General features: G+C 70.5%; 23 protein-coding genes and 1 pseudogene. 11 read left to right on the forward strand and 13 right to left on the reverse strand.

Translation table 11 applies throughout. The annotated features are described in order from the left end of the window. The first annotated feature begins 119 nt into the window (after window positions 1–119). The 4 genes from ACZ4WS_RS34425 to ACZ4WS_RS34440 all read left to right on the forward strand — a co-directional run bounded on the left by ACZ4WS_RS34425 (window position 120) and on the right by ACZ4WS_RS34440 (window position 2,266). Window positions 120–326 (forward strand): hypothetical protein, encoded by a 207-nt coding sequence (locus tag ACZ4WS_RS34425; RefSeq protein WP_467986703.1) that lies wholly within the window; start codon window positions 120–122, stop codon window positions 324–326. Between the two features lie 275 nt (window positions 327–601). Next, window positions 602–1,072 (forward strand): DUF5709 domain-containing protein, encoded by a 471-nt coding sequence (locus ACZ4WS_RS34430; RefSeq protein ID WP_467986705.1) that lies wholly within the window; start codon window positions 602–604, stop codon window positions 1,070–1,072. Between the two features lie 35 nt (window positions 1,073–1,107). Next, window positions 1,108–1,383: a type B 50S ribosomal protein L31 gene (locus ACZ4WS_RS34435; protein WP_467986706.1), complete on the forward strand. Its 276-nt coding sequence runs from the start codon at window positions 1,108–1,110 to the stop codon at window positions 1,381–1,383. A gap of 247 nt (window positions 1,384–1,630) precedes the next feature. Next, entirely contained in the window at window positions 1,631–2,266 is a 636-nt protein-coding gene (locus ACZ4WS_RS34440) for a hypothetical protein (protein ID WP_467986707.1), read from the forward strand. A gap of 68 nt (window positions 2,267–2,334) precedes the next feature. On the opposite strand, the gene ACZ4WS_RS34445 is transcribed toward ACZ4WS_RS34440, so the two are convergent. Further along, entirely contained in the window at window positions 2,335–3,129 is a 795-nt protein-coding gene (locus ACZ4WS_RS34445) for a metal-dependent hydrolase (RefSeq protein WP_467986708.1), read from the reverse strand. A gap of 145 nt (window positions 3,130–3,274) precedes the next feature. Between ACZ4WS_RS34445 and ACZ4WS_RS34450 the strand changes: the two genes are divergently transcribed. After that, window positions 3,275–5,788, forward strand: a complete 2,514-nt coding sequence (locus ACZ4WS_RS34450; RefSeq protein ID WP_467986709.1) for a DEAD/DEAH box helicase — start codon at window positions 3,275–3,277, stop codon at window positions 5,786–5,788. Window positions 5,789–5,807: 19 nt separating this feature from the next. After that, window positions 5,808–6,674: an acyl-CoA thioesterase gene (locus ACZ4WS_RS34455; protein WP_467986710.1), complete on the forward strand. Its 867-nt coding sequence runs from the start codon at window positions 5,808–5,810 to the stop codon at window positions 6,672–6,674. 102 nt (window positions 6,675–6,776) lie between these two features. Here the strand turns inward: ACZ4WS_RS34455 and ACZ4WS_RS34460 are convergent, their stop codons facing one another. Together ACZ4WS_RS34460 and ACZ4WS_RS34465 are read right to left on the reverse strand one after the other, a co-directional pair. Then, window positions 6,777–7,676, reverse strand: coding sequence for a DUF6397 family protein (locus tag ACZ4WS_RS34460; protein ID WP_467986711.1), 900 nt, complete (start codon window positions 7,674–7,676; stop codon window positions 6,777–6,779). 128 nt (window positions 7,677–7,804) lie between these two features. Further along, complete coding sequence (locus ACZ4WS_RS34465) at window positions 7,805–8,218, reverse strand: roadblock/LC7 domain-containing protein (protein ID WP_467986713.1); 414 nt, start codon at window positions 8,216–8,218, stop codon at window positions 7,805–7,807. 94 nt (window positions 8,219–8,312) lie between these two features. Between ACZ4WS_RS34465 and ACZ4WS_RS34470 the strand changes: the two genes are divergently transcribed. After that, window positions 8,313–8,741, forward strand: coding sequence for a PPOX class F420-dependent oxidoreductase (locus ACZ4WS_RS34470; protein WP_467986714.1), 429 nt, complete (start codon window positions 8,313–8,315; stop codon window positions 8,739–8,741). 52 nt (window positions 8,742–8,793) lie between these two features. Here the strand turns inward: ACZ4WS_RS34470 and ACZ4WS_RS34475 are convergent, their stop codons facing one another. The 5 genes from ACZ4WS_RS34475 to ACZ4WS_RS34495 form a co-directional block, all read right to left on the reverse strand. Then, entirely contained in the window at window positions 8,794–9,399 is a 606-nt protein-coding gene (locus ACZ4WS_RS34475) for a GTP-binding protein (RefSeq protein WP_467986715.1), read from the reverse strand. Window positions 9,400–9,618: 219 nt separating this feature from the next. Beyond that, the gene (locus ACZ4WS_RS34480) at window positions 9,619–10,032 is read right to left on the reverse strand and encodes a DUF742 domain-containing protein (protein ID WP_467986717.1); all 414 of its coding nucleotides are present in this window, start codon (window positions 10,030–10,032) and stop codon (window positions 9,619–9,621) included. A 19-nt stretch (window positions 10,033–10,051) separates the two neighbouring features. Continuing rightward, window positions 10,052–10,489 carry a roadblock/LC7 domain-containing protein gene (locus ACZ4WS_RS34485; protein WP_467986718.1) on the reverse strand — a complete coding sequence of 146 codons (438 nt, stop codon included), beginning with the start codon at window positions 10,487–10,489 and terminating at the stop codon, window positions 10,052–10,054. Next, window positions 10,486–13,020 (reverse strand): sensor histidine kinase, encoded by a 2,535-nt coding sequence (locus tag ACZ4WS_RS34490; RefSeq protein WP_467986719.1) that lies wholly within the window; start codon window positions 13,018–13,020, stop codon window positions 10,486–10,488. The genes ACZ4WS_RS34485 and ACZ4WS_RS34490 overlap by 4 nt, the downstream gene beginning before the upstream one ends. 63 nt (window positions 13,021–13,083) lie before the next feature. Next, complete coding sequence (locus ACZ4WS_RS34495; RefSeq protein WP_467986721.1) at window positions 13,084–13,857, reverse strand: MHYT domain-containing protein; 774 nt, start codon at window positions 13,855–13,857, stop codon at window positions 13,084–13,086. Between the two features lie 152 nt (window positions 13,858–14,009). On the opposite strand from ACZ4WS_RS34495, the gene ACZ4WS_RS34500 reads away from it, so the two are divergent. Further along, window positions 14,010–14,609 carry a class I SAM-dependent methyltransferase gene (locus ACZ4WS_RS34500; protein ID WP_467986722.1) on the forward strand — a complete coding sequence of 200 codons (600 nt, stop codon included), beginning with the start codon at window positions 14,010–14,012 and terminating at the stop codon, window positions 14,607–14,609. A 4-nt stretch (window positions 14,610–14,613) separates the two neighbouring features. Here the strand turns inward: ACZ4WS_RS34500 and ACZ4WS_RS34505 are convergent, their stop codons facing one another. After that, window positions 14,614–15,372 carry an alpha/beta fold hydrolase gene (locus tag ACZ4WS_RS34505; protein WP_467986724.1) on the reverse strand — a complete coding sequence of 253 codons (759 nt, stop codon included), beginning with the start codon at window positions 15,370–15,372 and terminating at the stop codon, window positions 14,614–14,616. A 114-nt stretch (window positions 15,373–15,486) separates the two neighbouring features. Between ACZ4WS_RS34505 and ACZ4WS_RS34510 the strand changes: the two genes are divergently transcribed. Continuing rightward, window positions 15,487–16,020, forward strand: coding sequence for a PadR family transcriptional regulator (locus ACZ4WS_RS34510; protein ID WP_467986725.1), 534 nt, complete (start codon window positions 15,487–15,489; stop codon window positions 16,018–16,020). Here ACZ4WS_RS34510 and ACZ4WS_RS34515 read toward each other — a convergent pair. Next, window positions 15,997–16,887, reverse strand: coding sequence for an oxygenase MpaB family protein (locus ACZ4WS_RS34515; protein WP_467986726.1), 891 nt, complete (start codon window positions 16,885–16,887; stop codon window positions 15,997–15,999). The two genes, ACZ4WS_RS34510 and ACZ4WS_RS34515, sit on opposite strands and share 24 nt — an antisense overlap. A gap of 106 nt (window positions 16,888–16,993) precedes the next feature. On the opposite strand from ACZ4WS_RS34515, the gene ACZ4WS_RS34520 reads away from it, so the two are divergent. Both ACZ4WS_RS34520 and ACZ4WS_RS34525 read left to right on the forward strand, forming a co-directional pair. After that, entirely contained in the window at window positions 16,994–17,299 is a 306-nt protein-coding gene (locus ACZ4WS_RS34520) for a hypothetical protein (RefSeq protein WP_467986888.1), read from the forward strand. A 135-nt stretch (window positions 17,300–17,434) separates the two neighbouring features. After that, window positions 17,435–18,274, forward strand: coding sequence for a hypothetical protein (locus ACZ4WS_RS34525; RefSeq protein ID WP_467986728.1), 840 nt, complete (start codon window positions 17,435–17,437; stop codon window positions 18,272–18,274). A gap of 62 nt (window positions 18,275–18,336) precedes the next feature. On the opposite strand, the gene ACZ4WS_RS34530 is transcribed toward ACZ4WS_RS34525, so the two are convergent. The 3 genes and pseudogenes from ACZ4WS_RS34530 to ACZ4WS_RS34540 all read right to left on the reverse strand — a co-directional run. Continuing rightward, window positions 18,337–21,747, reverse strand: a complete 3,411-nt coding sequence (locus ACZ4WS_RS34530) for a hypothetical protein (RefSeq protein ID WP_467986729.1) — start codon at window positions 21,745–21,747, stop codon at window positions 18,337–18,339. A gap of 281 nt (window positions 21,748–22,028) precedes the next feature. After that, the gene (locus ACZ4WS_RS34535) at window positions 22,029–22,211 is read right to left on the reverse strand and encodes a hypothetical protein (protein ID WP_467986730.1); all 183 of its coding nucleotides are present in this window, start codon (window positions 22,209–22,211) and stop codon (window positions 22,029–22,031) included. Window positions 22,212–22,316: 105 nt separating this feature from the next. Further along, a pseudogene (locus ACZ4WS_RS34540) lies at window positions 22,317–22,919 on the reverse strand (fatty acid desaturase family protein); the annotation flags it as partial. Window positions 22,920–23,205 lie beyond the last annotated feature (286 nt).

Raw genomic sequence — 23,205 nt, forward strand, 5'->3', positions numbered from 1 at the left:
TTTTTTTTTCCTTTCTCTTCTGTCTCTTCGTGTTTTTCCCCCCCCCCCCCCCCCCCCCTCTCTCTCCCCCCCCCCCCCCCCCCCCCCCCCCCGACGCGGGTGACCGACGAGTCGTGGTCATGCAGATCACCAACGGGCATCCCGGCACCCACTACAGCTGCCGACTGCTCCTCAAGGACGGCACGGTCCGCGACGCGGGCCAATGGTGGATGCCCCCTTCTGGACGGGTGACCTGGAGCGCCTACGGATCGGCGGGATCGATCGATCGGGTGGAGCTGGTGAACGACAGCGGGCGCGTGTGGTCGGCTGCCGACCTGGACGACTGACCCGGATCCTGGGCGGGTCGGCACCGGCCTGCCCGGCGGTCCGAGCGCCGGGCGAGGGCCGGGCCAGAGCCGGGCGAGGGCCGGGTGAGGGCAGCCGGCGGCGCTCTGGCGTTGCGCGGTGGTGAAAGGGGGTGGAAGGCTGGATGTGGGCACCGGTTTCGGGGGACTCCCGGGAACCATCCGGTTCGCACGGAGCGACGCCTGTGTCCAGCGGCCCGCGCGCCCGCCGCCGAGCGCGGTGTATTGGGCCCCGCCCGCACCACCTGGAGGTACCCGTGGACAGCGCCGACGGATGGGGAGACGACGTCTACCAGCCCGACGGATCCGAGGTACAGGACGACGCGGGGCTGCTCGACACTGAGGACACCCTGGTCGCCGACGGCGTCGGTGATCCCCTCGACCGGGGCTGGTCGCCGCCGGAGCGACCGTGGGCGGTGGAGCACCTCGGGGTGACCGCGGAGGAGGGCAGGGAGGGCGAGACCCTGGACCAACGCCTCGCGGAAGAACTCCCCGACATCGCCGAACCCTCCGGAGACGGCATCGGCGACTGCGAGGGCACCGACGGCGAACCCCTGGACAACGAGGTGGGCGCCGGTCGATCCGGCCGTCTCGTGGCCCCCAACGAAGGCGCGCACGAGGACGAGGAGAGCGGACTCATCGCCACCGACGTGGGCATCGACGGCGCCGCGGCCTCGGCCGAGGAGGCCGCGATGCACATCGTCGACGAGGACGCCCTGTCCGGCTGACCGCGACCCCCGCCCCTCCCCTTCAAGGAGCCTCCATGCAGCAGGACAAGCACCCCGACTACCACCTCGTCGTCTTCCGCGACCGCGCCGCCGGATACGCCTTCCTCACCCGCTCCACCGCGACGAGCGACCAGACCATCGACTGGGACGACGGCGAGACCTACCCGGTCGTGGACGTCGAGATCTCCTCGGAGAGCCACCCCTTCTACACCGGCAAGGCCCGGACCGTGGACTCGGAGGGACGGATCGCTCAGTTCGAGAGGCGGTACGGGGGTGGGGGGCCGGGGGCCGACGGAGGCGCTACGACGTGACGGGCTGACGGGGGCGCTGCGGCCTCAGGCATTGACGGGGCCGCTCGCCCAACCCCGGCCCAGCACACCACGCACACGAGCAACTACCGCGTGAGACGATGCGCGAGGAGGTGTGCGTGATGGCCTGGGAACCGCTGGAGATGCTCGAAGAGTGGCTGGAGGCAAGCACCTGTCCCGCGCGCGTTCGCGAGAACTACCGTCGTTCCGCCGCCCGTTGGCTCACCCACTGCTCGGACGAGGGCCTCGCGTGGGACAGAATCGCCGCTCAGCACATCGCGCTCTGGGCACACGAGCCCGGAGCGCCCCACAGGTCAACCGCCCAGAAGTCTCCGCAGTTCGTTCGTTCTACTCCTACGCGGTACGTCAGAACACCCTCCCGTACAACCCGGCCGCCCGCGGCACCCGGCTCACCAGCAACGCGCAACTCACCCCGTCGCGCCTCGACCCCTGGCAGGCCGCCGTCCTTCTCGCCGCCCTCGACGAGCGCCGCCGAACCGACTCACCGCAGCCCCAGCTGGACCGCGTCTGCGGCTACCTTCAGGTCGGCCTGGGTCTTCGGTCCGCCGAGATCCTTCGCATCACCCTCGACGACCTCACCACCGCCCGTGACATCGGTGGCGGCCCCGACACCTTGCGGCTGTACGACTCCTCGGGCCACCCGCGCTTCGTACGGTTCCCGGCCCTGATCCGCGACGCCGTCCATGCCTATCTCCCGCACCGACGCCCTCCCCGCGACACCACCCACGGCGGCCCGTTCCTCACGAGCCGGGCCGGGATCAAGATCCCGCATCATTATCCGATCGACCTGCTACGCAACGTGGCCACGGCGAGCGGACTGCTCCACGCCCGCCCCTCCCCGACGCAGGCGCGTCACGGCGCGTGATGGCGACAGCACTGCTCGACGCCTCGTCCGCGCACCCAGGGGCCGGTTTCGCCCACGGGCAACCGACCTCAGATGACGTTGAGCGCGGCCGCGCAACCCACCCCGCCCAGCAGCATGAACACCGGCATCAGCACCTTCAGCTCGACCCAGCTGCCGGCCCGGAAGCGCATCGCCTTGGGCGGTCCGATCGGGTACCAGCGCTTGCGGCCGATCGGGATCGGCCACAGGATCGGGCAGCCGGACACCGTCAGCGCGTCCCCGATGTCGTGCACCAGGGCGCCCAGGATGATCGGGAGTCCGAGCCACAGGTATTCCTGGCCCGGCGCGGTAAACAGCCAGTCCGAGCCGTTGCCCGGTTTGTCCAGGACACCGGCGAGGATCCAGGCGCTCGTCGCCGCCAGCAGCCAGACCAGGATGTCGCTGCTGGAGCCACGTGCGGCCCGCCACAGCAGACCTTCGATGGCGAGCACCATGTGCACGAAGAGGATCGCCAGGACTGTCCAGCGGCCGCCCGTGATCGCCGCCGCCGAGGTGCCCGCGCCGATCAGCACCGCCCACAGCCAGGTGTGTGTGAGGGTGCGGTGACCGCCGGAACGCCTCGGGTCGCCCGGCTTGCGGGTCCCCTTGTAGGCGGCGTACGAGAGCTTGTCGACGATCTCGCACAGGCCCCGTGAGACGGGTCCGAAGGCCCGCGAGATGGTGGCCGCCTTGTGATCCAGGTCGGGGGCGAGCGCGGCACCCGCGCAGATCAGAGCGCCGACCAGGAGGACCGGCCAAGGCATCGTGTGACCGGCGGCGGCCGCCGCCGCTCCGACGCCGAGCCAGGCCGCGGCTCCCGACAGTGAGTGTGCTGGTCCCATCATGGCCGTTCCCCGCCCCATTCCTCTTGTGCCGCTGTCCAGTTGCCCGTGTGCGCTGACGTTTCGTCGGCGCCACAGCGTAGCCTCCGTGATCTTCCGACCAGCATCCGATTCCCCCATCGGGCGGGTTGACAGGCAAGATGGGGGCGTGACCCTTATCGATCAGCTGCCGCAGACCGCAGATCCCGACGCCCTCTACGAAGCCTTCGAGTCGTGGGCCGGGGAACGCGGTCTCACGCTCTATCCCCATCAGGAGGAGGCGCTGATCGAGGTGGTCTCGGGCGCGAACGTGATCGTCTCGACGCCCACCGGCTCGGGCAAGAGCATGATCGCCGCGGGCGCGCACTTCGCGGCGCTCGCCCGGGACGAGGTCACCTTCTACACGGCGCCGATCAAGGCGCTCGTCTCGGAGAAGTTCTTCGAGCTGTGCAAGATCTTCGGCACCGAGAACGTCGGCATGCTGACCGGCGACGCCTCCGTGAACGCCGACGCCCCTGTCATCTGCTGCACCGCCGAGGTACTGGCGTCCATCGCGCTGCGGGACGGCAAGCACGCCGACGTCGGCCAGGTCGTGATGGACGAGTTCCACTTCTACGCGGAGGGCGACCGCGGCTGGGCGTGGCAGATCCCGATCCTGGAACTGCCGCAGGCGCAGTTCATCCTGATGTCGGCGACGCTCGGCGACGTCTCGATGTTCGAGAAGGACCTGACCCGGCGCACCGGCCGCCCCACGTCGGTGGTCCGCTCGGCGACCCGCCCGGTGCCGCTCTCCTACGAGTACGTGCTGACGCCGCTGACGGAGACGCTCACCGAGCTGCTGGCGACCAAGCAGGCTCCCGTCTACATCGTGCACTTCACCCAGGCGCAGGCCGTGGAGCGGGCGCAGGCGCTGATGAGCATCAACATGTGCACGCGCGAGGAGAAGGACCAGATCGCCGAGCTGATCGGCAACTTCCGCTTCACCACCAAGTTCGGCCGCAACCTCTCCCGTTACGTGCGGCACGGCATCGGGGTGCACCACGCGGGCATGCTGCCCAAGTACCGCCGACTGGTGGAGAAGCTGGCCCAGGCCGGTCTCCTGAAGGTCATCTGCGGCACGGACACCCTCGGTGTGGGCGTCAACGTCCCCATCCGCACGGTGCTGTTCACCGCGCTGACGAAGTACGACGGCACCCGCGTCCGGACGCTTCGCGCCCGCGAGTTCCACCAGATCGCGGGCCGCGCCGGGCGCGCGGGCTTCGACACAGCGGGCTTCGTCGTCGCGCAGGCGCCCGAGCACGTCATCGAGAACGAGAAGTCGCTCGCCAAGGCGGGCGACGACCCGAAGAAGCGCCGCAAGGTGGTGCGCAAGAAGGCTCCCGAGGGCTTCGTCGGCTGGACGGACAACACCTTCGAGAGGCTCATCGCCTCCGACCCCGAGCCGCTGACCTCGCGCTTCCGGGTGACCCACACCATGCTGCTGTCGGTGATCGCCCGGCCCGGCAACGCCTTCGAGGCGATGCGGCATCTGCTGGAGGACAACCACGAGCCGCGCAAGCAGCAGCTCCGGCACATCCGGCGGACCATCGCCATCTACCGCTCGCTCCTCGACGGCGGCATCGTCGAGAAGCTCGACGAGCCGGACGCCACCGGCCGTATCGTGCGCCTCACCGTCGATCTGCAGCAGGACTTCGCGCTCAACCAGCCGCTGTCGACCTTCGCGCTCGCCGCGTTCGAGCTCCTGGACCCCGAATCCCCCTCGTACGCCCTGGACATGGTCTCCGTCGTCGAGTCCACGCTGGACGATCCGCGGCAGATCCTCGCGGCCCAGCAGAACAAGGCACGCGGCGAGGCCGTGGCTGCCATGAAGGCGGACGGCGTCGAGTACGAGGAGCGCATGGAGCGGCTCCAGGACGTGTCGTACCCCAAGCCGCTGGAGGAGCTGCTCTTCCACGCGTACAACACCTACCGCAAGAGCCATCCGTGGGTCGGCGACCATCCGCTGTCGCCGAAGTCCGTGATCCGCGACATGTACGAACGGGCCATGTCCTTCACGGAGTTCGTGTCCTTCTACGAGCTCGCCCGCACCGAGGGCATCGTCCTGCGCTACCTCGCCAGCGCCTACAAGGCCCTCGAACACACCGTCCCGGACGATCTCAAGTCCGAGGACCTGGAGGACCTGATCGCCTGGCTGGGCGAGATGGTGCGCCAGGTCGACTCGAGCCTCCTGGACGAATGGGAGCAGCTCGCCAACCCCGAGGAGATGACGGCCGAGGAGGCCCAGGAGAAGGCCGACCAGGTCAAACCGGTCACCTCGAACGCCCGCGCCTTCCGCGTCCTCGTTCGCAACGCCATGTTCCGCCGCGTCGAGCTGGCCGCCCTCGACAACGTCGACGAGCTCGGCGAGATGGACGCCGACTCCGGCTGGGACGCCGATGCCTGGGGCGAGGCGATGGACAAGTACTGGGACGAGTACGAGGACCTCGGCACCGGCCCGGACGCCCGCGGTCCCAAGCTGCTGCAGATCGAGGAAGAGCCGCAGAACGGGCTGTGGCGCGTCCGTCAGACCTTCGCCGACCCGAACGGTGATCATGACTGGGGCATCAGTGCGGAGGTCGATCTCACGGCGTCCGATGCCGAGGGCCGTGCCATCGTCCGGGTCACCGACGTCGGCCAGCTGTGAGCACAGGAGAATCCCACGCATGACGAACCCAGCCGAGAGGCTCGTCGACCTGCTCGACCTGGAGCAGATCGAGGTCAACATCTTCCGTGGCCGCAGCCCGCAGGAGTCTCTGCAGCGGGTCTTCGGCGGCCAGGTGGCGGGCCAGGCCCTGGTCGCCGCCGGGCGCACCACCGACGGCGACCGGCCGGTGCACTCGCTGCACGCGTACTTCCTGCGTCCGGGCCGGCCGGGCGTGCCGATCGTGTACCAGGTCGAACGGGTCCGGGACGGGCGGTCGTTCACCACCCGTCGCGTCACCGCCGTGCAGCAGGGCCGCACGATCTTCAATCTGACCGCCTCCTTTCACAAGCCTGAGGAAGAGAGCTTCGAGCACCAGCTGCCGCCGGCCCGCGAGGTCCCCGACCCGGAATCCCTGCCGACGGTGACGCAGGAGATCCAAGAGCATCTGGGCGCGCTCCCCGAGGCGTTGGAGCGCATGGCCCGGCGCCAGCCGTTCGACATCCGGTATGTGGACGGGCTGCGCTGGACCCCCGAGGAGATCAAGGACGCGGAGCCGCGCAGCGCGGTGTGGATGCGTGCGGTCGGGCCACTGGGCGACGACCCGCTCGTGCACACCTGTGCCCTCACGTACGCGAGCGACATGACCCTCCTCGACGCCGTCCGCATCCCGGTGGAACCGCTGTGGGGTCCGCGAGGCTTCGACATGGCCTCGCTGGACCACGCCATGTGGTTCCACCGGCCGTTCCGCGCGGACGAGTGGTTCCTGTACGACCAGGAGTCCCCGATCGCGACGGGCGGGCGCGGGCTGGCCCGCGGGCGCATCTACGACCTGGAGGGACGCCTGCTGGTATCGGTCGTGCAGGAGGGGCTTTTTCGGGCACTGTAGCAGCGTCCGATCCTCCCAGGAGGGGGTGTTTCGGGCACTGTAAGGACGTGTCCGACCGCCGTCCCAGGCGGGGCATTTCGGGGCACTGCCCGGCAGCCGCCGTCAGGGGTTTCTGCGGCGCAGCCACCCGATCAGTCCGCGTGACCGCTCCGGCTTTCCGCGCGTTGGCCGATCCTTCACGGCCGTCGCCTCCGGCTCCGAGGCAACCGGGCGTGAGGCCTTCGGCGCGGGGCGCGGCGCCGGGCAGAGATCACGGGCTTCGGCGATGGCCTGGCCCAAGTCGGCGCGGAGCCAACTGATCTCGTCGGGGTCGTCCGCCGTCATGATCCGCGAGGCGATGTGCGCGGCGGGCGACTCGGGCGCGCCATGGGAGGCGCGCTCGGGTCGGAAGCGGTTCAGATAGGCGCGCTCGTACGGATCCCTGACGATCTCCGCCACCTGGACGGGGTCGAGCAGGGATGCCACGACCGCGGCCCGCGCCCAGGGGTCCTCGGTCTGCCGCAGCAGGAATCCCCTGTGCCGGCCCCGCCAGTTACGGGGACGCAGGTCCAGTCCTTCGTCCAGTTGGTCGCGAAGGCCCTCGGGCGTACGGCCGCTCAACAGCCGGGCGTTGTCCTCGTCGGCCGCGAATTGCCGTAGCTCCTCGGCCAGATACAGCCAGACCACAGCCCGGTATCGGTTCAGGTAGAAGGTCACCGGCACCACCAGACCCAGGCGTGCGAAGCGCGTGAACCTGGCGGTCGTCACACCCATGAGGGCGGCGCCCTCCGTGGTGCCGACGGCCTTGACGCGCTCCCGCAGAGCCTCTGGGAAGCCGGCCTCTCCGCGCACTCGGTCGATCTCCGCGCGAGTGACGCGGCGTCCACCTCCGCCCTCGTCGGGGACAGTGCGGACGCATCCGAGGTTCAGGGCGAGGTCGAACTCGCCGCGCCTGAGCTCCAGCTCTCGCGCGGCGCGGCTGAGCGATGACGTGGCGGACTGCGTGATGGTGTTGCCGGACATGGCGGTTCTCCCCCGTGGCATGAGTTGCTGGCGCTGGCGTGCGCTTGCTTCGAGAAAAACCGTAGCCGGTTCGGCCCACCTCGCGGCGAGCCTGTGGATAACTTCGACCGCGATGACGTACGCGCAGGTCAGAGGTCTATGGTGGGTGCACCTTCCGGCTGCCGCGCGTCCACCCGGAGGTGTTCGCCGACGCGGTTCACGAGCAGGGTCATCTCATAGGCGACCTGGCCGATGTCGGCCTCCGCGGCACTGAGAACACACAGACAGCTACCGGCGCCCGCCGCGGTGACGAAGAGCACCGCGTCGTCGAACTCGACCATGGTCTGGCGCACTTGACCCGCGCCGAAGTGGCGGCCTGATCCCTTGGCCAGGCTGTGCAGACCTGACGAGACCGCGGCGAGATGTTCGGCGTCCTCGCGCCGAAGTCCCGTACTCGCGCCCGTCACCAGTCCGTCGTTGGACAGGACCAACGCGTGCCGTATGTGTTCGACGCGCTCGGTCAGGTCGTCCAGCAGCCAGCCGAGCCCCGTGTTCTGCGCCATGATCCGGTCTCCCCGTGGTGTCTTTTCCCCCTGCCGGAGGATCTGACCAGCCAGCCTTCACCACAGCTGCCGTCCGGGCAAGGAGGATAGGGGCATGGCGCAGAAGATGACTGACGAGCAATGGCGAGCGTTCGTCTCGCACGGCACCCGCACCGGAAAGTTGTCGACCGTCCGGGCCGACGGAAGTCCGCATGTGACGCCGATCTGGTTTCTGCTGGACGGTGACGATGTGGTCTTCAACACCGGGAAGGAGAGTGTGAAGGGACGGAATCTGGCCCGGGACGGCCGGGTCGCGCTCTGCGTGGACGACGACCGGCCGCCGTTCGAGTTCGTCGTTCTGGAGGGGCGGGCCGTGCTCTCGGAAGATCTCGACGAGCTGCGGCACTGGGCGGCTCGGATCGGCGCCCGCTACATGGGCGAGGACCGGGCCGAGGAATTCGGGAAGCGCAATGGGGTTCCCGGTGAACTCCTCGTACGTGCAAGGATCGAGAAAGTCCTGGCGTACTCTGCTGTGGCCGACTGAGAGCCTCGGTTCGAACCCGATCGGTCGCACCCCCCGGCGGTTGCTCCTTGCGTCAGCCGACGGAGTCGAGCAGCCGGGCGGTGTGCACCCGCCCGGCGTACTCGACGAGACGAATCAGCACCTCCTTCCCGGAGTCGCGGTCACGGGCGTCGCAGAGCACCACGGGCGTACCCCGGTCGAGGTCAAGAGCGCGGGACACGTCCTGAGCGCCGTAAGTGCGGGCGCCCGTGAAGCAGTTGACGGCCACCACGAACGGGATGTGCCGGTGCTCGAAGTAGTCCACCGCGGGGAAGCAGTCCTCGAGCCGCCGGGTGTCCGCGAGGACAACGGCGCCGAGGGCACCCTGCGACAGCTCGTCCCACAGGAACCAGAACCGGTCCTGGCCCGGCGTTCCGAAGAGGTAGAGCGAGAGGCCGGACCTGATGGTGATGCGTCCGAAGTCCATGGCGACGGTCGTCGTGACCTTCTGGTCCACGCCGTCGGTGTCGTCCACCGACTGACCCGCCTCGCTCAGCAGTTCCTCGGTGCGCAGTGGCCTGATCTCACTGACCGCGCCCACCAGGGTGGTCTTGCCCACGCCGAATCCGCCGGCGACAAGTATCTTCAATGCCAGGGCGGTTGTCTCGCCGCCCGATGCATCGGAGTTCTCGGAGACCATCGATCACTTCTCTCGGGAGTGCCGGCAACGGTCGGCGTCGGCCCAGCTGTTCGGAGTGTGCGTCGGTACATCTGTGCGGGTGCGCGAGGTCAGCATCATGGCAACTGTGGCTCCTCTTCGAGGGATTGGACCGCTATTTGACCGTTGTGACCGACTCGCACCCGTTCGGTGCCGGTTTGTGGGCACAACGAGGGCGTGGGACAGGCAGACGTGGTTCATCTAGAGCGCCCTCAGTCCCTCGATCACCTCGCGGAGGATCCGCTCGTCGGGCAGTTGCGCGGGCGGCACCGGGCGGCTGACGATGACGCAGCCCAGTTCCAGGAGGTCGCCGAGCAGCACTCTGACCACGCCCACCGGCAGGTCCGCACCCGCGGAGAGTTCGGCCACCGACTGCGTCTCGATCCGGCACAGTTCGATCAGGGCCCGGTGTTCCGGCCCGAGCGAGGTGTCGTCGTCGACGCCGGGTGCGCCCGTGTCGAGCGTGACCAGGGCGATCAGGTCGAACCGCACCCCCGTGGGGCCCGGTTTGGTGCGGCCACCCGTCATCGCGTAGGGGCGGACGAGCGGTCCGGCCTCGTTGTCGTACCACTGGCTGCCCAGCTGCGGCGGGGCGCCCGGCATGTCCTCGCTCATCGGTACCGACCGTCCTGAGTCATCCGGCGGCGGGCGGCTGTGCGCCGACGCGCGGCGGCGTGTAGAGGTGCTCGCCGACGCGCTTGACCAGCAGCGCCATCTCGTAGGCCACCAGGCCGATATCGGCCGTGACGGCAGTGAGGACGGCGAGGCACGAGCCGTCACCCGCCGCGGCGACGAACAGGAAGCCGTCGTCCATCTCCACCATCGTCTGACGTACGCCCCCGGCCCCGAAGTGACGCCCTGCGCCCTTGGCCAGGCTGTGGAAGCCTGAGGCGACGGCGGCGAGGTGCTCGGCGTCCTCGCGCCGCAGCGCGGTGGACGCGCCCACCGCGAGTCCGTCGTTCGACAGCACCACGGCATGTCGCACTTCAGCCACGCGCAGCACCAAGTCGTCCAGCAGCCAGTCGAGTTCGCCGGACCGCTGGGCGGCCCTCATGCTCGGGTCCTGGATCATGCGAGGTCTCCTTCGCTGCTGTCGCTGCCCGCTTCGGAATCGGGGGTGCCGCCGAGGCCAGGTGTCCTGCCACCGCCGCGCGCCCAGCCGTCGCGGTAGGCCGCCATACGGTCCCGTACGAGTTCGGGGGTGCGCTGGTCGTCGCTCTGGGAACCCGGCGTTTCCGCCGGCTCCTCGGGGCGCTGTTCACGCAGTTGGGGGGCGAGATTCGCCTGCCGCACACGCCGCGGGAGGTCATCGGAACCTTCGGAGTCGTCAGGAGGCCGATGCAGCCGCAAGGTGGTGACTCCAGGTGGCGGGGTTTCCGGCGAGCCGTTCGCGGGGGCTTCGACGGCGGTCTGGATGGGAGGCACGAGCGCGGGTCGCTCGGTGATGGCCTGGACGGAGTCCTGCTCCGGGGCGGCCGCCACGCGCGCGTACTCGCGTTCTACGGGCCTTCCGATGTCGGACTTCCGGGGGGAACGTTCCGCCACGCCGCCGTGCAACAGAGCCGTGGGCAGCAGAACGACCGCGGTGGTGCCGCCGTAGGGCGAGGTCCGCAGATGCACCTTGATGCCGTGCCGGGCCGCGAGCCTGCTGACCACGAAAAGGCCCAGCCGGTCGCTGTCGAACAGGTCGAGCGCCTCGGACTGCTCGATCCGTCGGTTGGCCTCGGCGAGCGTCTCCTTGCCCATGCCCAGCCCGCGGTCCTCGACCTCCACCGCGTACCCGTTGCCGACCGGCTCGCCGGTGATCCGTACACGGGTGTGCGGCGGCGAGAACTGGGCGGCATTCTCGACGATTTCCGCGAGGAGGTGGGTGAGGTCGGCCACCGCGGCACCGACCACCGATGCCTCGGCGAGCTGTCGTACCTCCACGCGCGCGTAGTCCTCGACTTCGGACACGGCAGCGCGGACCACGTTCGTCAGCGAGACCGGCATGCGCCAGGCTCGACCGGGCGCGGCCCCGGAGAGGATGATCAGGCTCTCCGCGTGACGCCGCATGCGCGTGGTGAGGTGGTCGAGCCGGAACAGGTCGCTCAGCTCGTTCGGGTCGTCGGACCTTCGCTCCATGCTGTCCAGCAGGCTCAGTTGGCGGTGTACGAGAACCTGGCTGCGCCGGGCGAGATTGACGAAGACCCCGGAGATTCCGCTGGCGAGTTCCGCGCGTTCGACGGCGGCGCGCAGGGCGGCCCGGTGCACGGTGCCCAGGGCCTCGGCGACCTGACCGGTCTCGTCCTCCGCGGGCGGCCCGGACGGGGCCTCGGCGCGGACGTCGATCTCCTCTCCCGCACGCAGTTTGCGCATCGCGTGCGGGAGCTTGCGGCGCGCGATCTCGAGGGCGCTGTTGCGCAGGCTCACCAGTTCGACGACGAGGCCGCGTCCGATGCGTACGGAGATGACGAGCGACGCGACGACGGCGGCGAGTCCGAACAGGACCGCTGCGCCGGCGGGCGTGAGCAGGCCACGCGTGAACGGGTCGGCCCGGTCCGCGACACCGCGGCCCGCGTTCGCCTCGATCGTCCGCATTCCGTCCTGGACGCGCGCGTGGGCCGTGTTCCAGTCGGCCTCCGGCGCTGCGCCGATCGCCTTGGCGCCGGGCCGGGACACCAGCACCTTGTCCTCGACGGCGCGTACGTCGATGTACGCGCTCCCCTCCACGAGGTCGTGCCAGGCGGCTCGTTCGGGCCCACGCAGATCGGCGACGGCGGAATCGGTCAGGGTACGGCGGGTTTCGACGGCCCCGGTGAACAGCCGCAGCCGCTCGCCGTCGAGGCTCCCGGCGAGCCGGGCGCCGGCCAGCGCCGTGTCCTCCTGGGCGAGCGCTTCCCCGGCCCGGGAGAATTCGAGCAGCACGCGCGCGTCGGATCCCAGATCGGCGTCCTGGATGCCGGTGAGCGCACCACCCACCGCGAAGGCCGTGGAGATGGTCTTGGTGTACTGCCGGTACGCCTCCTCCCATCCGGTACGGCGGTCCAGTACAGCGGTGCGCAGGGAGCGCAGTTGCTCGGCACTGGTGACGAAGGCACCGAGGCGCCCGGCCACTCCGGCGGGCAGGTCGGCGCCGTCGGCGACGGTGTTGTGGTCGCCCAGTCGCAGCTTCGCCACCGCGCGGTCGGTGCGCCGCGCCAGGTCCTTGAGGTCGGTTGGCTGTTCCGCGGCGGGATCGGTCGCGTAGCGGACGGCGGCCGCGCGTTCGGTCTGCAGCGCGGCGACGGCGGCGTCGACCGGGGCTCGGACCGTCTTGTCCACGCGCTGCAACTGCCTTAGTCGCGAGACGTCCTGGGCGGTGCTCACCGTGGCGTACGCCCACAGGGCGAGCAGGGAGATGACCGGCACCATCAGCAGGCAGACGATCTTGGCCCGCACCGTGCGGGGGCGGATCCGCCAGTTTCCCGAGCGCGTGGGTGCCTCCGATGGTGAATCCGTGGAAGTCTCGTCGGTGTCCGCGCGCTCGTCGGCCGGCGGGCCGGCGTGCGCGCGACGACCACGTGCCGGGGGCTGGGGCGGCGGCTCGGCGCCGGCTGTGGGGGTCCTACGGGGTGTACGCATGGCCTCCTCGCTCGGGATGGTTCGGGGCGTGCCTTCCGGGCCGTCATGGCTCCGGGCCCGCCGCTAGCGGGCGACGCTCTCGACCGGCCGCTGGGCCGATGCGGATGCCTCGCGCTCACCGGCCGTCGGTGACAGCGCGACGAACGCCGATGTCAGGAAGAGATAGGACCCGAGGCCGACGGCGAGGGGGAAGATGAACTGCATCGCCGTGGCCCCGGGCAGGGCCCCGCCGGAGGGGCTGACGCGCACGCTCACGGCCATCATTCCCGTGTAGTGCATGCTGCTCACGGCCCCTCCCATGACGAGGGAGGCGACGGCGACCGCCACGGGCGACTTGATGTTGAGCGCCGCCCACAGGGCCGCGGTCGCCGCGACCACGGCGATCACGACGGAGAGCCCGACGAGCGCCGGGTCGTAGTGCACCTCGCCGTGCAGCCGCAGCGCGGCCATGCCCAGGTAGTGCATGCTCGCGACGCCGAGCCCGGTGGTGAGTCCGCCGAGCACGAGCGCGCGGCCCCGGTCGCGGCCGTAGCCGACGGCGAAGACGCCCGCGCCGACGACCACCATGGCGACGAGCAGGCTGAGGATGGTCAACGGCACGTTGTAGCGCATCTCGGTACCGCTGACGCTGAAGCCCAGCATCGCCACGAAGTGCATCGTCCAGATGCCGGTGCCGATCGCCGAGGCAGCGGTGAGGAGCCAGTTGCGGCGCGACCGCCCGGTGGCGCCGAGCGCGCGGACCGTGCAGCGCAGCCCGAGGGCGGCGCCGATGGAGGCCATCACGTACGACAGCACGGGGGTCAGCCAGCCGAAGGCGGCGTGGTCCAGGTGTCCCATGGCTCAGGGACGCTAGTCCGGTCAGGGGCGCACAAAGGGGGCGCATTTCGAAAGGTGTTGGAATATGACGAAGAGATGTACCTGAACGATCGCGTCACGCTCGAACATGTGCGCCGCATTGTCCTTCGCGTCGGTGAGGGATCATGCGGTACATGAGCGACGACCACACACACGTTCAGGATTTCTTCACGGCACGCGCGGCCGACTGGGACACCCGGTTCCCCGACGACGGGCCGGCGTACGCGGCCGCGGTCGCCGAACTGGGGCTGCGCGAAGGTGACCGCGTGCTCGACGCCGGCTGCGGCACCGGGCGTGCCCTGCCGCCGCTGCGAGCGGCCGTGGGGCCCTCCGGAGTGGTCATCGGGGCCGATCTGACCCCAGCCATGCTGGAGGCCGCCGTACGGGCCGGACGGGACCGCGACGGGCAGTTGCTGCTCGCCGACGTCGCCGCGCTGCCATTGCGCGCGCAGTCGCTCGACGCCGTGTTCGGGGCAGGCCTCATCGCGCACCTGCCGAACCCGGCGGAGAATCTGCGCGAGTTGGCACGCGTGGTGCGGCCCGGCGGCACCCTGGCGCTCTTCCACCCGATCGGCCGGGCGGCACTCGCGGCACGCCAGGGCCGGCAGATCACCCCGGAAGACCTGCGCGCGGAGGCCAACCTCTGTCCGCTGCTGGCCGGCTCCGGCTGGGAGATGACGTCGTACGTCGACGAGGACGCCCGCTTCCTCACACTGGCCGCACGCCGCGGCTGACGCCTCAGCCCCGCCCGGCAACCTCCGCCACGAAGGCGTCCGGGTTGTCGAACATGATGTTGTGACCGGCGCCGGGCACGGTCACCACCCGTACGCCGGCGGCCTCCAGGCCCTCCCTGCCGGGGAGTTCACCGCTCAGCTCGCCCTGCAGGTAGACACGGTCCACCGTCTGCCCTTCGAGCATCTGGCGCATCGTGGGGTTCGAGCCGCGCATGAGCCCGGTCGCCGTGCGGTGCAGGGCGAGCGGATCGGCGAGTCGCATGGTGGCCGCCCAGGTGGGACCGATCTTGTCGAGCACGCGCGCGTGGCCGCCGTTTTCGACGTAATCGACCTCTTCATAGGAGGCGATTCCGCTGCTGCCCACGGTGAGCGGAGGGTACGGGTCGAGGTTGGCCTCCGTCAGGACCAGCCGAGAGACGAGGTCGGGCCGCCGATGACAGAGCACGATGGCGACGGCGCCGCCCATGCTGTGAGCGACCAGTTCCGCCCCGGCGACATGGGCCGCGTCCAGCGCCGCCGCCAGCGCGTCCGCGTGGTCCTCGAGGGTGTAGCCGAAGTCCGCGGGGCGGTCGCTGATGCCGTGACCGGGCAGGTCGACGAACAGGGTGCGGCGCCCGGCCAGTTCGGGCCGGGCCGCGATATGGGCGTGGTAGACCGTCGAGGCCGAACCCAGGCCGTGCACGTACACCCGCGCCGGTTCGGCGCCGACCGTCTCCGTCCAGCGGATCCGGCTCCCCCTGTCGTCGAACTCGGCTTGCTTCATCACGCTCTCCCCTGTGCCGCTGCCGCTTCGTCGTTTCTCACGCCTTCAGGAGGATACATCGGTTCCGAGGTATAGATGAAGCGATGTACAGCGAAAGTGCGGCACAATGTGAGGATGCTGGAGCTGGCCATCCTCGGTTTTCTGTACGACGCCCCATTGCACGGCTACGAGCTGCGCAAGCGCATCACCGCGCTGACCGGGCACGTGAAGCCCGTGGCCGAGAGCACCCTGTATCCCGCGATCAAGCGGCTGGAGAAGGCGGACCTGCTGGCGCGAGCGACACAGCCCGGCTCCGTGGCCGCCCCTCGCCATGTCCTGACGCTCACCGAGGAGGGCAGACGCGAACTGCGCCGTCGCCTCACGGGCCCGGCGCAGCGCGACATCACCGACGAGAACCGCTGGTTCACGGTCCTCGCCTTCCTCAGGCACCTCGACGACCCGGCGGCGCAGGCCACCGTGCTACGGCGCAGGCTCACCTTCCTGGAGGAGCCCGCGAGCTTCTTCTACGACGGTGACCGGCCACTGCGTGCCGAGGAGCTGGACGACCCCTTCCGGCGGGGCATCCTCACCATCGCGCGGGCCACGAGCCAGGCCGAACTGGCCTGGCTGCGGGCCACGATCGACTCACTCGACGGAGGCAGCCGGTGAGACGGGGCACCCCCGCACACCGGGCACCGGACGGGTGCCCAGCTCGGCGACGCGGTAGCCGTCCGGGTAGCCCTTGATCTCCCAGTTCTGCCGCGCGAAGTGCGGGGCACTGCGTGGCGGCATCAGGCGGACCAGGCGCCCGCGTGCGCGCACGGCGCGGCGGACCAGCGCGCGCGTGGCGGCACCCGGCGGCTCATACCGGAAGGCCCGGAGCAGCGGCTCGTCGAGCAGGGCGAGCGTCGAGGCGCGCAACAGGGGTGCGAGCGGGCGCGGGTACCAGGACGCCATCAGCTCCAGCGTCGCGTCGGAGACTCGGCGCGCACCCTCGTCCCACGCGAAATGGACCTCTTCATAGGTGTCGAGACAGGTCTCGAACTCCTCATAGGTCTCCGGAATGCCCTTGATGCTCATGTGCCGCCCCAGGGTGCGGTAGTGCACGGTGGACGCGACGATCTCGTGCCGCGACATCCTGCGCCACCCGTAGGCGTCGATCCACCGCTTGGGCATCACCACGAACGTGCAGAGCACGTAACGCATGTCTTCATTGCTTATGTCGTAGCTCTGGTGCATCTGGTTGACGCGCCTGATCGCGGTACGGCCTTCTTCCCCGTCGAAGCCGTGCTCGACGATGGCGTCGAGCAGCAGCGCGGTGTCGTCGTAGCGTTTCTGCGTGCGATCCGTGAGCTCCGCCGTCTCGGCGAGCAGCCGACCGATGCTCGGGACGGCGTAGGTGCGGTACAGGGCGAGTTCAAGGGACCGGGTGAAATCCCAGGGGAACTCGTACGCGGAGGTGAGCCGGTAGATCTCCGACGCCTCCTTCTCCGGGTCCATCCGCCGGATCTGTTCGAGCCGCTCGTAACGCTTCACCGGGCCGTCCCCCTTCTGCCATCGAGGCTCCAACTCTACGTTGAGTAGCAGCAGTTGAACGATCAGCGATGGCAACCACACAGGGGGAAGGTGGCCCATGTCCGGCATGTTCGGCAGACTCCGCAAGATGTGGCGCAAGAGGACGGCCGAGCGGCCCGAGGAGCGGCGGCCCGTGACGCGGCAGTCGGAGAAACGTGCGCACAACCTGTTCGAGGCGGCCGCGGCGTATGTGTCGGCGTGCGCGGAGGACGACCAGGACCAGATCGACGAGGCCGCCGCCTGGGTGTCGCCGGAGGCACTCTCGTTCGGGGTGAACGAGCTGGCCTGCCGCGCCGTCATCGCCCTGGCACGGGAGCGCGACGAGTCGCCGCGGACGGTGGCGCGGACGCTGCTCGGACTGCCCGCCGCCTGACCCTGGGAGGTCCGGACGGTCGTTTCGCCCCTGTCCAGCCGGATAACTGCAGCTCCGCGTGTGCGTCGGGCTCGTGACAAGCGCCTTCAGATCGCATTAGGGTGCGCCGACGAACGTAGCGATGGGGAGGTTGGGATGGCCGGGACGGACGACGACGCCGTCGCCACCGGGGACGACGACGCACTGTATGTGCTCACAGCGGTGCTGCTGACGCCCGCGAAGTTCCCCAGCGTGCTGGGCGACGACTACCCAGAGGCCTGTGCGGCGCTTGACCTGCCGCCCCTCGCCGATGGGTACGGTCTCGTACTCGGCCAGGACGGCGAGGGCGCTCGGTGGACCGTCGTCATCGACGACGTCTCGCTGGTCGCCGTCGCCATCGCGTCCTGGGACTGCGGTATGGAGCACGACCTGTCGCCGGACGAGCGCACGGTCGTCTCCGCCCTGCCCGGCTGGCCCCTTGAGGTCGCTGTCGCGGCCCCCGGAGTGCCGGCCCCGCACGATCCCGCGCCCGAGCTCACGGAGCGGCCGGCGTTGTGCCCGCCCGACACCGCCACCTGGGGCCCCGCCCAACGGCGACTCGGCGCCGACGAGATCGCCCTGCAATGGGCGATCTGGCGGGAGCAGATCGACGACGGCGACTTCGTGACGTCGGACGGCGAGGCCCGGTCCGACGAACCGCCTCAGGAGGAGAGCGGTGTCGGCGAGGCCCGCGGCGGCATCCGCCGGGTCCTCGCCGAGGCGCGCTCCTACGTGGAGGCACCACCCCCGCTCGGCCGTGTGCGCTCCTCCTTCGCCACCGGCGACGCCCGGACCCTGCGCGCCGACGGCCCCGGCTGGTCCTTGGTCGCCCGGACCGACGACATCGCGTTCGTCCTCCTCGACGAGGAGCCGGGAGAGGTCCTGCCGGTCGGCCGCGGACCGGAACTACCGGGCCTCCTGGAGGCCCTCGACAAGATGGCGGTACGCCCGAGCTGAGGGGCCGCGCTACGAGAGCCCGTGACGCAGCCCGCGTCATGGGTCCCCACCGGCGGCCGTCGTCAGCGGCCCTCCTCCGGGCCGACGAGAAGGGCACCCACGGCGGTGTCGTGGTCCTCGTGGGCGCGCAGAGCGTCGAGTTCGGCCCGCCAGGGGTCGTCCCACGCCGTCCCGCGCCCGCCCAGGTGGACCAGCATCAGCGCGAGCGGACCGGACACGGGAGTTCCTCGGGCACGCAACGCATGTGCCGCAGCGAGCAGAGCCGCACGCACTCGGGGACGCCCGAGTTCCGCTGACACGTACTCCAGGGGCCGGAGACGTTGAGGCCGTTCGTCACACAGCCTGAGCAACCGTTCCCACCGGTGTTCTTCATGCTCTCCCAGGCGTACGCAGGCCATGGCCGCGTTCCAGGTGAGGCGTGCGGCGTCGGAGTACAGGCCCACGGCTTCCAGCGCGTCCGTGAGCGCATCGGCGATGCGCAGGGCCTCCCAGCCCCCTCGGCCCGGTTCCAGGACGTCTGAGCACCCGTGCAGGCGCCGCAGGGCGTCGGCGCGGACCTGCGCGTCCGGCGACCGGCCGCGTTCGCGCAGTGCGTCGAAGGCACCGCGCAGAACGGCTTCGGCCGCTGCTCCCGGCGGGAGCAGGACGAGCTGGCGGGCTGCCGCGTCCCACACCCTGCGAGGCCGCTCCGGAGCGGCGAACGCGTCGACGAGCGCCCTCATGGAATCAGTCGCGCCCGAGGTCACCCATGCGGGCAGAGCGCGGCACGCGGCGACGGCCGTTTCTTCGTCACCGTCCTCGACAAGTCTGGCGAGGAAGGCCGCATAGGCCTCCCGCCCGGAGTCCGGCACGATTCCCACGCGCGCGTGGACGACGGCGGCATCCCGCACGGCGGGCTCTCCCACCCTCTCAAGGAGGCGCTGTGTCACATCGGGTCGGTCGATCCGCGCGAGGAGGTAGCGGGCCAGCACGGCCCGGACGTCGGGATGCTGACCCGGTACGTCCCACGCGGCCACCAGAGCCTCGAAGGCCGCGTCTCCAGGGAGGGCGCCCAGTCCGCGGACCGCTTCTTTGCGGGTGCCGACCGGGGCACGGGTCGAAGCCGCCACCGGTGCGAGCAGGGACACGGCCTCGTGGTCGGGCAGCCGTTCCATGAGCCGCCGAACCGCGGCCATCGCGGCCCGTCCACGCACGCCGCCCGCCGCCGCGTGCCGCAGCAGGATGTCGCGCAGGGCGGCACTCGCCTCCGTACGGGAGTCTTCGCCCAGGGCCGCGAGAGCCGCCGCGGCCACCGGCTGCGGGGCACTGTCGGCCAGCGCCGTCAACCGCTCCGGATCCCGGAGCAGTGCTGCCGCGTCTGTCCTGGTGCGCAGCGGCGCCACTTCGTCGGCGGCCACGCGCGCGTGGTGCTCGTCCCACTGCTCCCGCTGACGGGGAAGCCATCGGCCGACGAGTCCGGGGCTCAGCTTGGGCGTCCAGGCCGTGGCGCGCGGGCGTACGCGGCCGGTAAACCGTTCACGAGCGGCGATCAGGACGGGATCAAGCAGATCGGTGCGCCGAGCCGAGATCGTCCGCAGGACCACGGGCACGGTCGCGAACGTCGGGTCCAGGCCGATCAGTTCGTCGCAGCGCTGTTCCCGCGACCGGGGCGGCCGCACCCACGCGGCCGCGGCGCGGGCCGCGAGCTCAGGATCGTCCCCTTCGAGCGCGGTCCGGCGTGCCTGGGCATCGAGGTCGGGCAGTGCGGCGAGATGATCCCCCAGGAGTTCGGCGAGTGCCGTGCTCAGCTCGGGGCGTTCCGATGCCGTCGTCGCCATGGCGGCCCAGAGGGTCCGCGCCGCTTCCTCGTCGACGTTCAGGGGCGCCACCGGTCCTGTGTACCGGGCTGTGGAGACGACCTGGCCGAGCAGTTCGACCGCGTACGCGGCCCGTTCATGGCGACCCGTGATGGCGGCTCGCTCGGCGATACGGCGGAGCAAGTGGTCGGCGGCGGACAACGTGCCGACGGTCGAGTCACGTGACTGGACCGTGGTGAGAACGGCGTCGCGCAGAACGCGTTCGGGCAGGGCGGCGAGCAATCGTGTTGCGGAGCCCGCGAGTTGCTCGAGGGTTGCGCGGCGCACCTCGTCCTGATCGTGCCAGGCCCGTTCGCAGTCGACGGCGATCCGTGCGAACTGCTCGGGGTCCCCTTCGAGTTCCGCACAGGCCAGGAGAGACGGCCAGGCCTGCGCGCGGTGGTGAACGCGGTGATTGGCCGCGAGTTCGCGCAGCAGGGGTTCGCCTTGTGCGAGGGGCAGGGCCGCGGCCAAGCGCGCTGTCGACCAGGAGGGCCGCCGTCCATGGCGCTCCAGCCAAGGGGCGAGCAGGTTCGCGCGATCCGCCGGTTCGAGGGCGGCGAGCGTGGTCAGCGCGGCGCTGCGCGTCCGGCCCCGCCCGGTGGTGCGGCTCTCGACGATGCGCCGCCGCTCGGCGGTAGGCAGCAGTCGCAGCAGGCCGTCGGGTGCCACTGCGCGACGGCCCGGCCCGCGCTCGCGGCCGCCGGTCGAGGGACAGCCTTCGGCCAGTGCGACAAGGTCCGCGGTGGGCAGTTCCTGTAGAGCGCGGCGTTGGGAGGGTGGCAGAGGGCCTGCGGGGATCGGGTGTTCCCGCGGCCAGCCGTCGCGGTCGGGCTGTGCGGCGCGCATGGCCGCGAGCGCTTCCTCGGGGAGCCGGAGGGCTGAGAGGACTGCTGGTGGGGTGAGTAGGTCGGGTGCTCGTTCCAGGAGAATCAGTGCCGCCCGTGGGTCTCGTTGGGCGGCGACCGAGGCGACGGCCCGGTAGCGGGACGTGAACCTGTAGGTGTCCTGCTGCGCCCGCCCTTCGCGACGTGCGGCGAGGTGTTCCGCGACGGCACGCGGGGCCGTGCGGGCCAGCGAGTTCAGCGCCCCAGGAGGCGCATCGAGGCGAGGCAGCCACGCCTCCGCGGTTTCGGCGGGACAGGCGGACAGCAGCAGAGCCGCTTCGCGGGCGCCGTGGCGCTCGTACACCTGGGGCAGCAGCTCGGCGGCGAGAGCACGACGGCGGCTGAGCCTCAGGAGTCGGTACGTGTCGTGGCGCGTCGCGCTGATGGAGCTCAAGGCGAGGCGTTCCAGGGCTTGTTCGGGGAGGGGGAGCCTGAGGGCGGCCGAGCGCGCACGACGGCTCAGCAGCGGGTCGGCGAGGGCTTCGGTCACCCGGTCCAGGTCGCGGCGGGCGACGGCGAGGAACAGCGCGGTGTGCCGTTCGTCCGAGTCACCCGCATCGAGGGCTTGGTGGAGGGATTCGAAGGCGGGTGGGGTGAGCCTGCGGGCGTAACGCGCCAGGGCGCTCATCCGTGCCGGGAAGGGCAAGGGGTCGAAGTGGGCCCTCAGCCAGGCGGACGTCAACGGCGTCGGCGGGGTCTGGGGCTGTCGGGACAGGGGCTGCGGCGTCTGCGACGCCTCGTATCCGGCCATCAGCGCTCACCGTGGAGTCGCTGGGCCTCCTTTCCAAATATCATGCTGGTCATCCTCACGGTCCGGCGATCAGGCGTGCAAAGGGTTTTCGTCAGGATCGCCAACGTCTGTGAACCCGACGACCTCGCTGCACACGGCGGTGGGGCGGGACGCTCGGGGCGCTCACCGCATTGAGGACGGGGCACGCGTCCCCGCTCGCGGTCCTGCCGTCGGCAGGACCGCGAGCGGGGATGTGGTCGACTCCTGCGCGCTGGACCGAGACGCACCAGGTCGGTGACGCCTCAGCGGCCGATCTCCTTGCGCGTGACGCGGCGCAGCCTGCGCCGCTGCGAGGGGTCCAGCGCCAGGTACGCGGCCGCCGGGACTCCCAGCACGATCAGGAAGGAGGCCCACCAGGGCAACCAGATCAGCAGGATGAGCCCTACCGCCACACCTCCTGCGGCGATCTTCGCGTTCTTCGACATGTGTGTCGCCTCCTTCGCGGCTGCTGCCGCTCTCTGTCCTGAGAACGGGTCCGCGCCTCCCACGGTTCCGGACCGCGACCCTGATACGTCCCTGAGGTGCGTCCCTTACTCAACCCTGAGAGGCGCCCCGACCTCGTGCATGTGGCGCAGGGCCTGCCGATAGGAGTCGACGAGCCCGGTCTCCACGTAGGGGATACCCAACTCCAGGCAGTGCGCGCGCACCAGGGGCTGGGCGAGCCGAAGATGGGGGCGAGGCATGCTGGGGAACAAATGGTGCTCGATCTTGTAGTTGAGGCCGCCGAGGAACCAGTCCGTCACAGCGGCACCCCGGATGTTGCGCGAGGTGAGGGCCTGGCGGTGCAGATGTCCCCACCGCTCGCCGTCCGGGTCGGGCATCTCCATGCCCTTGTGGTTCGGCGCGAAGGCCATGCCCAGATGCAGGCCGAACAGAGCCTGATGGAGGGCGGCGAAGGCGAGAGCCTTGACCGGGGACATGGCGGTGAGCAGCAAGGCCGCGTACCCGACGACGTGAGTCACCAGCAGCAGGGCCTCCACCGCCCGCTCGCGCGGCGGCTGCCGACGAAGGTCCTGGAAACCGTGGACCTTGAGGACGACGCCTTCGAGCAGGGTGAGCGGGAAGAAGAGCCAGGCCTGGTTGCGGGTGAGCCAGCGCCGGAAGCCGGTACGGCTCCTGGCCTGTTCGCTGGTGGTCTGGGACCCGGCGCGACGCTTCGTCTACCGCGTAGAGGAGGCCGGCGTGCCGGGCGTGCGGGCGATGATGGAGGACTGGCGGCTGGCCTCCTCGCCGTACGGCGGCACGATGCTGCACTGGTCCATCGCTCTGGATGTACCGCAGCCGCTACGGGGGGTGGGGGGGGGGGGGGAAAACCCCCCCCCCCCCCCCTTGTCTTTGTCCCTGGGGACTCCCGACGCCAACCCACCCGCCAAAAACGAGGGGGGAAGAGGCAAAAAAACCAACAACCCCCCACCCCCC

Source organism: Streptomyces sp. NPDC029292 (assembly GCF_055569295.1).